This window comes from Rhodanobacter sp. GW835-FHT13D09, assembly GCF_058793995.1.
Window position 1 is genome coordinate 63,073 of record NZ_JBXAGL010000006.1, and the last position, 12,582, is coordinate 75,654.

General features: G+C 69.4%; 11 protein-coding genes. 5 read left to right on the forward strand and 6 right to left on the reverse strand.

All coding sequences use genetic code 11. The annotated features are described in order from the left end of the window. Window positions 1-163: 163 nt before the first annotated feature. Window positions 164-1,414, reverse strand: a complete 1,251-nt coding sequence (locus AC1Q5A_RS09955) for an MFS transporter (protein WP_492700556.1) — start codon at window positions 1,412-1,414, stop codon at window positions 164-166. A 176-nt stretch (window positions 1,415-1,590) separates the two neighbouring features. Here AC1Q5A_RS09955 and AC1Q5A_RS09960 point away from each other — a divergent pair, with 176 nt between their 5' ends. Continuing rightward, window positions 1,591-2,283 carry an EthD domain-containing protein gene (locus AC1Q5A_RS09960; RefSeq protein WP_492700557.1) on the forward strand — a complete coding sequence of 231 codons (693 nt, stop codon included), beginning with the start codon at window positions 1,591-1,593 and terminating at the stop codon, window positions 2,281-2,283. 65 nt (window positions 2,284-2,348) lie between these two features. Here the strand turns inward: AC1Q5A_RS09960 and AC1Q5A_RS09965 are convergent, their stop codons facing one another. The 3 genes from AC1Q5A_RS09965 to AC1Q5A_RS09975 all read right to left on the reverse strand — a co-directional run bounded on the left by AC1Q5A_RS09965 (window position 2,349) and on the right by AC1Q5A_RS09975 (window position 5,762). Then, window positions 2,349-3,452 carry an aromatic ring-hydroxylating dioxygenase subunit alpha gene (locus tag AC1Q5A_RS09965; RefSeq protein ID WP_492700558.1) on the reverse strand — a complete coding sequence of 368 codons (1,104 nt, stop codon included), beginning with the start codon at window positions 3,450-3,452 and terminating at the stop codon, window positions 2,349-2,351. A gap of 136 nt (window positions 3,453-3,588) precedes the next feature. After that, complete coding sequence (locus tag AC1Q5A_RS09970; protein ID WP_492700559.1) at window positions 3,589-4,425, reverse strand: SDR family NAD(P)-dependent oxidoreductase; 837 nt, start codon at window positions 4,423-4,425, stop codon at window positions 3,589-3,591. Then, window positions 4,422-5,762, reverse strand: a complete 1,341-nt coding sequence (locus AC1Q5A_RS09975; RefSeq protein WP_492700560.1) for a spinster family MFS transporter — start codon at window positions 5,760-5,762, stop codon at window positions 4,422-4,424. Before AC1Q5A_RS09975 ends, AC1Q5A_RS09970 begins: the two co-directional genes overlap by 4 nt. 124 nt (window positions 5,763-5,886) lie before the next feature. On the opposite strand from AC1Q5A_RS09975, the gene AC1Q5A_RS09980 reads away from it, so the two are divergent. Together AC1Q5A_RS09980 and AC1Q5A_RS09985 are read left to right on the forward strand one after the other, a co-directional pair. Further along, entirely contained in the window at window positions 5,887-7,332 is a 1,446-nt protein-coding gene (locus AC1Q5A_RS09980; protein WP_492700561.1) for a coniferyl aldehyde dehydrogenase, read from the forward strand. Next, window positions 7,329-8,105, forward strand: a complete 777-nt coding sequence (locus AC1Q5A_RS09985) for an SDR family NAD(P)-dependent oxidoreductase (protein WP_492700562.1) — start codon at window positions 7,329-7,331, stop codon at window positions 8,103-8,105. The genes AC1Q5A_RS09980 and AC1Q5A_RS09985 overlap by 4 nt, the downstream gene beginning before the upstream one ends. 89 nt (window positions 8,106-8,194) lie before the next feature. Here AC1Q5A_RS09985 and AC1Q5A_RS09990 read toward each other — a convergent pair whose 3' ends face one another. Further along, the gene (locus AC1Q5A_RS09990) at window positions 8,195-10,318 is read right to left on the reverse strand and encodes an oxidoreductase (RefSeq protein WP_492700563.1); all 2,124 of its coding nucleotides are present in this window, start codon (window positions 10,316-10,318) and stop codon (window positions 8,195-8,197) included. 132 nt (window positions 10,319-10,450) lie between these two features. Between AC1Q5A_RS09990 and AC1Q5A_RS09995 the strand changes: the two genes are divergently transcribed. Further along, window positions 10,451-10,891: a nuclear transport factor 2 family protein gene (locus AC1Q5A_RS09995; protein ID WP_492700564.1), complete on the forward strand. Its 441-nt coding sequence runs from the start codon at window positions 10,451-10,453 to the stop codon at window positions 10,889-10,891. A gap of 67 nt (window positions 10,892-10,958) precedes the next feature. Continuing rightward, window positions 10,959-11,732, forward strand: a complete 774-nt coding sequence (locus AC1Q5A_RS10000; protein WP_492700565.1) for an SDR family oxidoreductase — start codon at window positions 10,959-10,961, stop codon at window positions 11,730-11,732. A gap of 38 nt (window positions 11,733-11,770) precedes the next feature. Here AC1Q5A_RS10000 and AC1Q5A_RS10005 read toward each other — a convergent pair whose 3' ends face one another. After that, a complete protein-coding gene (locus tag AC1Q5A_RS10005) occupies window positions 11,771-12,574 on the reverse strand; it encodes an enoyl-CoA hydratase (protein ID WP_492700566.1) in 804 nt (267 codons plus the stop codon). Window positions 12,575-12,582: the final 8 nt, after the last annotated feature.

Below are 12,582 nucleotides of genomic sequence, written 5' to 3' on the forward strand. Positions count from 1 at the left end.
GGAGTCTGTCGGGCTTTGACGGTCGAGGCGGGAACTCGGCTGTATGAAGGCAGGTTTTCGATGATTCGCCGCCCCATGGTGGTTCCAGGGGCAAGCAGCGGCGGCGGAAGGATGCACCATACGGACGGATTCGCCGGCCGGCTGGTCGAAGCACGACAGACTCCTAGGCCAACTCGGCGCGCGCGAGGTCGGTCCGGACACTGGACGCGGCGCGGGCGAACAACGCGACGGCGGGCAGGTTCAGCGTCAGCAGCCAGACCATGGCCCAGCGCACGCTGTCGGCACCGAAACGCCAGGCGAAGGCGTCGCTGAGTACCCCGGCCAGCGTGGGCCCGACGCCCACGCCGACCAGGTTGAGCAGCACGATCAGGGTGCTCATCGAGATGCCGCGCATGCGCATGCCGACCAGGCTTTGCGACAGCGCGTAGGTCGGGCCGTTGAGGCCGGCAACGCAGAACGCGAACAGGGCCAGCGCGGCGGCGACCGCGGCTACGGACGGCAACAGCGCGACGGCGACGCCGGACAACGCGATCAGACCGGCGGCGGCGGCCATCAGCCGTGGTTGCCAGCGCATGTCGTGTGCACCCAGGCGGTCGGCGAGGCTGCCAGCGGCCAGCGTGCCGACCGCGCCGGCGCCGCCCATGCACAAGGCCGTCATCAGGCCAACCTGCGCCAGATCGAGGCCATGCGTACGCACCAGCAGCGATCCGATCCAGCTCATCATCGCCGAGGAGGTGGCCGTCACCAGCACCGAGGCGGCGATGATCTGCATCAGCGAGCGCTGGCCGCGCATGAAGGCCAGAGTGGCGGCCAGCGGCGGGGCGGCTTCGTGCCGGATGCCGTCGTCGGTCGCGCCGCGGCGCGGCTCGCGCACCCACAGCAGCAGCGCCAGCACCAGCAGCGAGCCGGGCAGGGCGGCGAACAGGAAGGCGCGGCGCCAGCCGAATGTACCGGCCAGCACGCCGCCGCCCAGGAAACCCAGCAGCATGCCCAGCGGCACGCCGGTGAACAACACCGCCACCGCACCGGCGCGGCGCTCGCGGCCATACAGGTCGGACACCATCGAGATCGAGCAGGGTTGTCCGCCGGCGTCGGCGGCGCCCACGGCCACGCGGGTTAAGACCAGCATCGCGAAACTGCCGGCGGCCCCGGCCAGGGCCACGCAGGTGCTCCACACCGCCAGCAGCGCCGCCAGCAGGTTGCGCCGGTGCGTGCGGTCGGCCAGCCAGCCCAGCGGCAGGCCGGCCAACGCGAACGCGGCTGCATAACTGAAGCCGGCCAGCAGGCCGAGTTGGGCGTCGCTGAGTGCGAACTCCCGCTTGATCGGTTCCATCGCGACGACGATCAGCGCGCGGTCGAAGAATTGCACGGTGGCGATCAGGGTCAGCACGAAGAGCGTGATGCGGGTCTTCATCGCGGGACTGGCGCAGGCGGCAAGGGGCAGCAATGCCCGGTGCCTGTGGACTGTAGGGGATGGGCGGCACCCGGCATCGTCCGCGTGGACGATGCCCGCGTGCCTGACCGTCCCGACGATGCCAAGAACGCAACGTGGCCGCCGCTGGTGCGCTGCATCGCTGCCGAGGGCTGCGCATGACGCCATCGTGGAAGATGATCTATCTCGCCCGGCGCAACCCGGCGCTCGCGCCTGCGGATTTTCCGCAGGCCTGGCGCGAGCACTCCGCGCTGGGCCGGCAGTGCCGCAACGTGCAGGACAAGGTGCTGGGCGTGGCGCAGTGCTCGCGCCTGCTCGATTTCGATGTGCCGGGGACCAGCGCGGACTACGACGGGGTCAACCTGCTGCGCCTGCGCGACCTGCAGGCGGCCACCGACATCTGGAACGATGCCGAGACGCTGGCGGTGATGCGGCCCGACGAGCCGCGGGTGTTCTCGACCTACGTGCGCGAGTTCACCCTGGTCTGCGCCGAGCACGCGCTGCGCGATGCGCCGCACAGCGACTGCGTGCTGTTCGGCTTCCTGCGTCGGGGGCCGCAGTGCCGGCGGCAAGCCTTCGATACGGCCTGGCTGGATGGTGCGGCGGACTGGTCCGAGGCCGGTGCCTTGCATGCGGCAGTACGCGTGGTGCACAACACCGTGGTGCAGGCGCCGCCGCCCGGCTACGAGTTTGATGGCATCGCCGAATGGTGGTTCGACTCGCCCATGGCGTTGCAGGCCGCGATTGGCGCGCCGGGCGTGCTGGCTGGGTTGCCGCCGGCCTATGCGGGCCTGGTCGATCCGCGGCGCTCGGTGTTCATGGCCGTGGGGGTGACGCACAGCCGACCGTAAAAGCTCCGTCCTCCGGGCCGCCATGCCAAGGGGACGGGATGGGAAAGGCAAGCCGTGGAGCGGCGCTATTCCTCCGCGTGCTGCGCATACGGCGCCGCGCCCTTGGGCACGTAATAGCCCTCGCACTGGTCGAGGTATTCCTGCTTCTTCGCGCGCGGATTGTAGAACTGCTTGTACCAGATGCGGGCCTTCATGAAGGGGCCGTCGCTGGGGATGAACATGCCATGCATGCAGGGCGACTTGTTCGTCCACACCTCCATGTCCTGCAGGAAGGACTGCAGCACGGTGTTCTGGAATTGCGCCGCGGCGATCGCGTCGGTCTGCGTGGCCACCTTGCTGCCGCCAGGCGACTTCACCACCACCGAATGCCACACCTTGATCGTGCCGTCGTCGACCGGGGTGTGCGCGATCAGCAGCACCGACTCGCAGAAGCCGGTCAGGTCGCTCATCAGGATGCCGGGGCCGTAATAGGTGGTTTCCGTGGACAGTTCGGGCGCGACGCCATCCGCGCCCACCAGGGTGCGGTGGCCGCCGGCCTGGCGCTGGGTGGCGGTGTGGCCGCGGAATTCGTTCTCGTAGCGCACCACGGTGGAGCCGTGGATCGGGCCGAGATGCCCATAGTCGGCGATATTGTCCACCACTTCCTGCGGATGCTGGTTGAGCAGGCCCAGGTGATCCCATTTCGGATGCACCCAGGCCGGGTCCTGCCACTGCGACAGGTCGGGATGCCCCCACTCCGGCTCGCCGCCTTCGGGGTCGTGCCACGCCCAGATCGCGCCGAGGCTCTCGGCCACCGTCCAGCTCTTCACGCTGGCCGTGGGCGGGATCGGCCCCTCGTGGTAGGGGATGTGGTTGCACTTGCCGTCCGGCCCGAAGCGCCAGGCGTGGTACGGGCAGCGGATGCAGTCGCCCTCGATGTTGGTGCCGTTGTTGTCGCGGTACACGTAGCTGGTGGTGTTGGGCGCCGCCAGGTGGGTGCCCATGTGCGGGCAGTAGGCGTCCAGCAGCACCACGCGGCCGGTCTCGCGCCCGCGGTAGAGCGCGAACTCCTTGCCGAAGAAATGCACCGCCAGCGGCCTGTAGGTATCCAGCTCGCTGGCTTCGGCGATCATGAACCAGCCGCGTGGGTAGGTGAATTCGCCGAGCCGGTAGTCTTTCGTCGTTGCCATGAAATGTCTCCCGATGCGGGTGCGGGGTTGCCGCGCTGAAGGTGGACCGATGCTGCCACCCGCACCGCACGCATGCTTACCCTGTTTGGACGATGGGCGGCGCTAGCGGATCGGACGGCCGCCGTCTTGACGCCGGTCAGGAAATGTCGAATTTCCGTATCAGCACCTGCAGGTCCAGCATCGCCGGATCGTCGGCGAGCGCGGCGGCGCGCGGATCGGTGACCAGCCACAGCAGCGCGCGGGCGATCGCATCGGGGGCGGCCGCGCCGTAACGCCGCGCGAGGTCGCCGTCGCTGCCCAGCGTGGCGAGGAGCGCCTCGGTGGCGACCACGCCGGGGTTGACGCTGAACGCGCGCACGCCGTGCTCGCCGTGTTCGCGGTTGACCACGCCGGCCAGCCGCGCCAGCGCCGCTTTCGAGGCGCCATAGGCGAAACCCCAGCCGCCGCGGTCGGCGCGCAGCGGCGGGTCGTGCTTGCCCGCGCCAGAGCACACGTTGACGATCTGGCCACCGCCTTGCGCGAGCAGGGTGGGTAGCAGGCGACGTACCAGCCGGAACGGTGCAACGACGTTGGCGTTCAGCGTGCGACGCAAGGCGTCATCGTCGAGATCGTATAACAATGCGTTGGTTTCGCGATCCTGATAGACCGCATTGTTCAACAGCAGGTCGATGCGTCCGTAATGCGCGAGCACGGCGTCGAGCGCCGCATCCAGCGATGCCGGGTCCATCAGATCCATGGTGTGGGCGAAAACCTCGGCGCCGACCGTACGCAGTGCGGCCGCCGTGGTCGCCAGGCTGCCGCTGAGCGGACTGCCATCGCGATGTCGCAACTGGTGCCCCAGCGCCTGCCCTTCGTCCAGGGTGCGCGAGCCGATGGCTATGCGCCAGCCGGCGCGGCCGAAGGCCAGCGCCGCGGCGGCGCCTATGCCGCGGCTGGCGCCGGTGATGAGGACGACGGGGCTTTCGGCACTCATGTCGCGGGGGCACTACGCATCGCGGCCGCACGCTGGCGGTAAGGCTTTATCGCCCCGGCGAGGAACAAGCCGCTGATGACGAACAGGCCCATGGTGCTCACCAATGACCAACGTAGCGCCTGCTCGCCGAGGATGGGCGTCAACCTGTCGCTTATCACGCCGGCGATCAGCGGACCGAAACCGGCACCGAACAGGGTGAGGAAGAAGTTGAGCAGCGCCGCCGCGACGCTGCGTTCGCCGGCGCCGACCATGTTGCTGACCGCGGTGAACAACAGCGGTGGCCACCAGCTGGCGAAGAAGCCGAACGCGGAGGCGAACAGCATCAAGACCGGTATCTGCACGCCGCCCAGCGCGACATGCCCACCCACCGGCCACAGGAAAAAGGCCACCGCGGCCGGTACCGAGATCAGCATGCCCAGCAGCGGCATGCCGATCTGCCAGCGGCTGTCGCGTCGCGCCAGGCGGTCGCACAGCGCGCCGCCGGTCACCGTGCCGGCGGTTGCGCCGAGGCCGCTGGCAAAACCGAACCACATGCCCGCCTGGGCCAGCGACAGGCCGTGAGTGCGGATCAGGAAGGTGGGCACCCATACGCCGTAGGCATAAGCCGCGATGCCGGCCAGGCTGATCGAGATCGCGACCCGGCGCAGCGCGGCGATCCGCATCAGCCGCAGGAGCTGGGCCAGCAAGGGTTCGGCCGGTGCTGTCGCGCTGGCTTTGTCCGTGACCTCGTCGTAGCGCCCGCGCTGCGGTTCGCGCACCAGCAGCCACACCAGCAGGCCCAGTACCAATCCGGGTGCACCCATCCAGATGAAGGCTTGGCGCCAGCCGTAGTGCTGTGCGATCCAGCCACCCAGCGCCAGTCCGATCAGCAGGCCGAGCTGCGGTCCGACCATGAACACGCTGATCGCCATCGCCCGGTTTTTCTTCGGGTACATGTCGGAGATCAGCGAGATCGACGGCGCCATGCCACCCGCTTCACCCACCGCGACCGACATGCGCGCGAGCAGCAATTGCCAGAACTGCGTGGCCAGACCGCAGGCCATCGTGGCAAGGCTCCATAGCGAGGCGCACACTGCCACGACCTTGCTGCGGGAGTGTTTGTCCGCAAAGCGGCCTACCGGAATACCGAGCCCGGCGTACATCACTCCGAAGGCCAGTCCGCTGAGCACGCCCATCGCGGCATCGCTCAGGCCGAACTCGCGCTCGATCGGCTCGATCACCACGGCAATCACCTGGCGGTCGATGTAGGAGAAGATGTAGACAAGCGACAGCAGCACCAAGTTAATGTGCGTGCGCCACGTCACGTCGGTCGGCAGGTTTGCGGTTGGGCGGGTCATGGGCTGGATCGTCACCGTGCTGCCGCCCCCGTACATCGTCCCTTTGGACGACGAGGCAGTCATCTTCGGCCGTTAGCGTGGATTCAACCACAACACAGATCCAACCACCTGGTAGCCGGTCACGATGGAAACCACTCAGTTCGCCGCATCGTCCATCCCTTCGACCTCTCCCGTGCGCCATCGGCTGGATTTGCAGCGCCAGGCCTTCCGCAGCGAAGGGCCGGTTGCCGCAAGCCAGCGCCGCGCACGACTGCAACGCGTCATCGACATGCTGGTGGCGCACAACGATGCCCTGTGCGTGGCCATGCGCGAGGACTTCGGCGGACGCTCCGAGTTGTTTTCGCTGATGAACGACGTGCTGGGCTCGCTCGCCACGCTGAAGTCCGCGCGCGACAGCCTCGAAGGCTGGATGGCCGACCAGCCGCGAGCCAGCGTGACGCCGTTCGACCAGTTCGGCGCCAGCGCCTGGGTGAAGTACCAGCCCAAGGGCGTGGTCGGCATCATCGGCACCTGGAACGCGCCGCTGTACACGCTGTTCGCACCGCTGGCCAGTGTGTTCGCCGCCGGCAACCGCGCCGTGCTCAAGCCTTCGGAAGTCAACCCACGTACCGCCGAACTGGTGGCGCGCATCGTGGCCGAACACTTCGCGCCCGAGGAACTTGCCGTGGTCACCGGCGGGCCCACGGTGGCCGCGGATTTCAGCGCCCAGCCCTGGGATCATCTGGTCTTCACCGGCAGCACCGAGGTCGGCCGCAAGGTGATGCAGGCAGCCGCGGCGAACCTGGTGCCGGTGATGCTGGAACTGGGCGGCAAATCGCCGGTGCTGGTGGGCCGTGGTGCCGACCTCGCCGACGTGGCCGAGCGCGTCGCGGTGGGCAAGGCGCAGAACAGTGGCCAGCTCTGCGTGGCGCCCGACACCGTGTGGGTGCATGCCGCGCAGATGGAGGCGCTGGTGGCCGCGCTGCAGGCGGTCTATGCGCGCCTGTATCCCACGATAGCCGGCAACCCGGACGTGACACCGGTGGTCGACGCGCGGCACTTCGCGCGGGTCGAATCCTACGTGGACGACGCGCGCGCCCGCGGCGCTCGGGTGGTCGTGGCCGGCGCCGAGGGCGGTGCCCGCGAACGCCGCATGCCGCTGCGCCTCGTGATCGAGCCGCCGGCGGACAGCGCGATCGCCCGCCATGAGATCTTCGGCCCGGCGCTGGTGCTGCGGACATACCGCGAGATCGACGAGGCGATCGACGCCGTCAATGCCGGCGAGCGCCCGCTCGCCCTCTACTACTTCGGCCCGGACGAGGCCGAGCAGAGCCGGGTGCTGGAGCGCACGCTCTCCGGCGGCGTGGCGATCAACGACGTGTTGATGCACGCGGCGCTGGAGGACGCGCCGTTCGGTGGCGTCGGCGCGTCGGGGATGGGCCACTACCACGGCCGCGAGGGCTTCCTCGAATTCAGCCATGCGCGCTCGGTCTACAAGGCGGGCGCGCACGATCCGCGCCGCGAGTGGGGCATGCTGCCGCCCTACAGCGAACAGTTCATGCAGATGCTGCGCGCGGCGGTGACGCCATGAGCGGTGGCGCCGCCGCGCTGTTCTCGCTGGAAGGCCAGGTCGCCATCGTCACCGGCGCCGGCAAGGGCATCGGCCGCGCCTGCGCGCTGGCCTTGGCCCAGGCTGGCGCCGACGTGGCGCTGGCCGCACGCACCCGGGCCGATCTCGATGCCGTGGCCGGCGAGATCCATGCACTGGGGCGGCGGGCCATCGCGGTGGCATGCGACGTCAACGAGGATGGCGCGCTCGATGGGCTGGTGGCGCGCACCGTGGGCGAACTCGGCAAACTCACGCTGCTGGTCAACAATGCCGGCGGCAGCGGCCCCAACGATCCGTTGAAGATGCCCGGCGCGGACTTTGGCGGTGTGCTGGCCTGGAACGTGGTGCCGGCCTATGCGCTGATCCAGAAGGCCGTGCCGTACCTGCGCGCGGCCGGGGGTGGGGCGGTGGTCAACATCTCCTCGGTGGCGGCCCGCTACGCGCAGAAGCACTTCAGCGCCTACGGCGCGGCCAAGGCGGCGCTGAACCAGATGACGCGCAACCTGGCGCAGGACTTCGGTCCCGCCGTGCGCATCAACGCGGTCGAGCCCGGCACCATCGAGACCGCGGCGCTGGCGCCATTCCTCACGGCCGAGCGGCGCCAGCGCATGCTGGCCAGCACGCCGCTGGGACGGCTGGGCCAGCCCGAGGACATCGCCGCCGCGGTGCTGTTCCTGTGCTCGCCGGCGGCAAGCTGGATCACCGGCAAGGTGCTGGGCGTGGACGGCGGCGTCGAGGCGCCGAATTTCGCCTGACCAGTCTTTCGAAGATCTCGAAACAAATCGCGGCTCCCACGGCGCACGGGCGTACCGCATGCCTGGATGACGGTTATCCGGGATTCGATTCAGATGTCACGGCCGGCGCGGTTGCCTTGGTGCATCGCGCCTTCGATGTAGCCCAGCCCGGCGCCGTCGCCGATTTCCTCGACGGGCATGTCTAGGCCATCGAGACTGCGGGCGAGGCGGTCGTCGGGTTCGGCGCCGATGGCAAGCACCACGGAGTCGGCCGGCGTTTCGTGCTGTTCGCCCTTCGCGTCGCGCCAGTTCACGGCCTGCTTGCCGATGGCGTCCACGTTGGCCTTGCAGTGCAGTTTGCCGTGCTCGCACACGGTATCGAGCACGCGCCAGCGGCGCACGACGGCGAGTTCGCGGCCGGCCCTGTCGCTGGCTTCGAGCACGGTGACTTCGCGTCCGCGGGCGAGCAGGAACTCGGCCAGCTCCAGCCCGACCAGGCCACCGCCGACGATGACGACGCGCTTGCCCAGCGGCATCCACAGTTTCGACAGGCCTTGCAGCGCCTGCCGGCTGTCGGTGGCGCCAAGCATGCCGCCGGCCTTGAACAGCGCACGTTCGGCAAGCGTCAGCTTGGCGCGCGCGATCTCGTCGGCGCCGTCGCCGGTCATCAGCCGGCGCAGCTCGTCGCCGCTCCAGACGTGGCGCTGGTCGGCGCCCGGGATGGCCGGAGCGGCGCGCCGCGCGCCGGTGGCGACGACGACGTGGTCGGGCGCGAGCGCGGCGACCCACTCGCGCGTCGCGGCGGTATCGAGCTTCACTTCGATGTTCGGGTGTTTCATCTGCTCGACGAGGTAATCGAGCAGACGGCCGTTCTCGGGGTAGGCGAGCCCGGCGAAGAACAGGGTGCCCCCCAGCCGGTTGCTGCGCTCGACCAGGGTGACCTTATGGCCGCGCTCGGCGGCGACGCGCGCGGCCTCCATGCCGGCCGGGCCGCCGCCGATCACCAGCACCCGGCGCGGCATCGCCGCGGGTTCGATGCGCAGCTCGTGCTCGTGGCCGGTGAGCGCGTTGACGGCGCACTTCACCGACTCGTTGAGGAAGATCTGGCTGACGCAGACGTAGCAATACACGCAGGGACGGATATCCTGCGGGCGGTTCGCGATGAGCTTGTTGGGCAGGTCGGAGTCGGCCAGCAGCTTGCGCGCCATCGCGACGAAATCGAAGTCGCCGGCGGCGATGCCCTGCGCGGCGACCTCCGGCTCGATGCGGCCGGCGACGATCACCGGCACGCTCACCGCCTGGCGCACCGCTTTCGCGAACGGAATGAACGCACCGGGCTGTTGCGGCAACGGCGCATCGGTGAACTCGCTGCCGCTGCGGATGCTGGCGTAGGCGGAGACATGTACCGCGTCGACGCCGGCCTGCTCGGCCAATCTTGCGGTGGCGACTGCGTCCTCCAGCGTAATGCCGTGTTCGGTATGCAGTTCGCTGCCGTCGAGGCGCAGCCAGACCGGGAAATCGGCGCCGACCTGCGCCTTCACCGCGCGGATCGTGTCCAGCAGCAGGCGCGCCCGGTTTTCCAGTGGGCCGCCCCATGCATCGGTGCGCTGGTTGTAATGAGGGGAGAGGAAGCCGGCAAAGATGTAGTTGTGCGCGGCGTGCAGCTCGATGCCGTCGAATCCGGCGCGCTTGGCGCGTTCCGACGCCGCGACGAACCACGCCGTCATCTGCGCTATGTCGGCGGCATCCATGACCCGATAGCGCGGTGGGTTGCTGCCGAGGTTGCTGACGAAGGTCGCCATCTCTTCGCGCGACAGCGCGGCGACAAAGCCGGACTTGCCCGATGGCGGCACCGATGGCACCCACAGTTCGCGGCCTTCGGCGATGTCGCGTGCCGCAACCTTGCCGTGGTGCACGAGCTGGATCGCCATCTTCGCGCCGTGCCGGTGTGCGCGTTCGACCAGTTGCGCGAGGCCGGGGATGAACTCGTCGCCCGAAATACCCAGCTGGTGCGGCTCGGAGGTGCCGGCGGGGAATGCGATGGCGCACACGCCGGTGGTCAATAATCCCGCGCCGCCCTTCGCCCGCGCCTCGTAGTAGGCGAGCAGTCGGTCGGTGACCTTGCCGTCGTGGCCGCCGAAACTCGAACCCATCGGCGCCATCACGATGCGGTTGCGCAACTCCAGCTTGCCGATGCGGCCGGGGGCGAGCAGCGCCGCGTAGGGATTGGCCATGGCGATTGTCCGTTGATTGCCGGAAGGGTTCATTATCGAAACTTCGCCCGGCCGCGGCATCGTCCGTTCGGACGCCGCGCCGCCGGCAGGCGGGGCGCATGATCGTGCCGCCCAATGCCGCAGCGGAGTCCCATGGACAACAGCGCCATCGAGATCGCCAATCTGCTTTACCGTTACGCCGAATGCATCGACGAGGGCCGGCTGGAGGATGCGGCCGCGCTGTTTCGCCATGCACGGATCCAGCTGCAGGATGGCACCGCGCCGCTCGACGAGGCCGCACTGCTGGCCCTGTGGCGCAGGATCATCGTGCTTTACCCCGGCGGGACGCCGCGCACACAGCATGTGATCAGCAACCCCATCATCGAGGTGGACGAGGCGGCTGGCACGGCCACCGCCCGCTCGCGCTACACGGTGTTCCAGGCGACGGAGACGTTCAAGCTGCAGGCGGTCGTCTGCGGGCGCTACCACGATGCGTTCGAGCGGGCCGACGGCCGCTGGCGCTTCACGCGGCGCCAGTACCGGCTCGATCTCGCCGGCGACACCAGCGCGCATATCCGGAACTACCCGCTGTGACTGCCCGGCACGACAGCCGCGCCGGCTGGTCCGACCCTGTCTTCCCCTCCAGATTCGGAGCAAACCCATGAGCATCATCGTCATCACCGGCTCGGCCTCGGGCATCGGTGCCGCCACGCGCCGCACACTCGCGGCAGCGGGGCACGAGATCATCGGCCTCGACCTGCGCGGCGCCGACATCGCCTGCGACCTGTCGCAACGCGCCGGCCGCACGCAGGCAGTGGCCGACGTGCTGGCGCGCTGCCAGGGACGGCTGGACGCGCTGGTGCTGTGTGCCGGGCTGGGCGCGCAATTCGAACCAGCCACGGCGATCGCCGAGGTGAACTATTTCGGCGCGGTCGAACTGCTGGACGGCTTGTTGCCGGCGCTGCAGCAGGGCGAGCGCCCCGCCGCCGTGGTGATTTCCTCGGTGTCCTCGACCCAACTGCCCTGGGACGACAACCCGCTGGCTGCGTCGCTGGAGGCGGGCGACGAGGCCAGGGTGGGCGCGGTCCTCGCTGCCGCCGGAACGAAGGGCGGTTTCCTGGCCTACGCGGCCTCCAAGAACGCATTGACGGTCGCGGTGCGCCGGCGTGCGGCGGCCTGGGGCAAGGCCGGCGTGCGGCTCAACACCGTGGCGCCCGGCGCGACGCAGACGCCGCTGCTGGAGGCGGGTCTCAACGATCCGCGCTTCGGCCAGGCGATCCGCGACTTCCTGCCACCGCTGGGCCGGCGCGCCGAGCCGGACGAGATCGCCGCGGTGGTCGCCTTCCTGCTCGGCCCGCAGGCCAGCTACGTGCACGGCGCGCAGATCCTGGTCGACGGCGGCATCGACGCGGTGGCGCGGCCGACGCGGTTCTGAATGCTGGTCGGGGCGCTACCGTCGCCGGACGACCGCGGTCAGCGTCCCTTGAACTTCGGCTTGCGCTTGGCGATGAAGGCCTGCATGCCTTCCTTCTGATCGGCGGTGGCGAACAGCAGCTGGTTGGCCTTGCGCTCCAGCATCAGCGCGGTGTCCAGCGAGGCATCCATGCCGGCCAGCACCACCTCCTTGATCTGCATCGCCGCCAGCGGCGGCATCGCGGCGATGGTGTGGGCCAGCGCGAGCGCCGCGGGCAGCACCTCGGCGTCGGCCACGACCTGGCTCACCAGACCCATCAGGCGCGCTTCCGCGGCCGGCACCGGCTTGCCGGTGAGCAGCATGCGCATGGCGTTGAATTTGCCCACCGCGCGAACCAGCCGCTGGGTGCCGCCGATGCCCGGCATGATGCCGATGCGGATTTCGGGCTGGGCGAAGCTCGCGCTTTCGCCGGCGACGATGATGTCGCAATGCATGGCCAGTTCGGCACCGCCGCCGTAGGCATAGCCGCACACCGCGGCGATCACCGGCTTGGGGCACCGCTCGATCGGCGCCCATACGCGCTCGGTGTGGCGCCGCATGATCTCGATCGGCCCGGCCGTCTGCAGGCCCTTGATGTCGCCGCCGGCGGCGAACACCTTGTCGCCGCCGGTCAGCACGATGCAGCGCACCGCGTCGTCGGTGGCCAGTTCGACGAAGGCCTGCGCCAGCTGTGCCTGCAGTGCAAGGCTCAGAGCATTGGTCGCCTCGGGGCGGTTCAGGCGCACCAGCGCGATGCCGGGCTCGGGGCGCTCGACGACGACTTCGCGGGGCGCTGCGGGTGGTTTGGATGGCTTGCTTTTCATACGTGGCG

Excerpts from the sequence above, each read along its gene's own strand:
- AC1Q5A_RS10000 (WP_492700565.1), top strand. The coding sequence starts at position 10,959 with ATGAGCATCATCGTCATCACCGGCTCGGCCTCGGGCATCGGTGCCGCC.
- AC1Q5A_RS09985 (WP_492700562.1), top strand. The coding sequence starts at position 7,329 with ATGAGCGGTGGCGCCGCCGCGCTGTTCTCGCTGGAAGGCCAGGTCGCC.
- AC1Q5A_RS09995 (WP_492700564.1), top strand. The coding sequence starts at position 10,451 with ATGGACAACAGCGCCATCGAGATCGCCAATCTGCTTTACCGTTACGCC.
- AC1Q5A_RS09970 (WP_492700559.1), bottom strand. The coding sequence starts at position 4,425 with ATGAGTGCCGAAAGCCCCGTCGTCCTCATCACCGGCGCCAGCCGCGGC.
- AC1Q5A_RS09965 (WP_492700558.1), bottom strand. The coding sequence starts at position 3,452 with ATGGCAACGACGAAAGACTACCGGCTCGGCGAATTCACCTACCCACGC.
- AC1Q5A_RS09980 (WP_492700561.1), top strand. The coding sequence starts at position 5,887 with ATGGAAACCACTCAGTTCGCCGCATCGTCCATCCCTTCGACCTCTCCC.
- AC1Q5A_RS09975 (WP_492700560.1), bottom strand. The coding sequence starts at position 5,762 with ATGACCCGCCCAACCGCAAACCTGCCGACCGACGTGACGTGGCGCACG.
- AC1Q5A_RS10005 (WP_492700566.1), bottom strand. The coding sequence starts at position 12,574 with ATGAAAAGCAAGCCATCCAAACCACCCGCAGCGCCCCGCGAAGTCGTC.
- AC1Q5A_RS09955 (WP_492700556.1), bottom strand. The coding sequence starts at position 1,414 with ATGAAGACCCGCATCACGCTCTTCGTGCTGACCCTGATCGCCACCGTG.
- AC1Q5A_RS09960 (WP_492700557.1), top strand. The coding sequence starts at position 1,591 with ATGACGCCATCGTGGAAGATGATCTATCTCGCCCGGCGCAACCCGGCG.
- AC1Q5A_RS09990 (WP_492700563.1), bottom strand. The coding sequence starts at position 10,318 with ATGGCCAATCCCTACGCGGCGCTGCTCGCCCCCGGCCGCATCGGCAAG.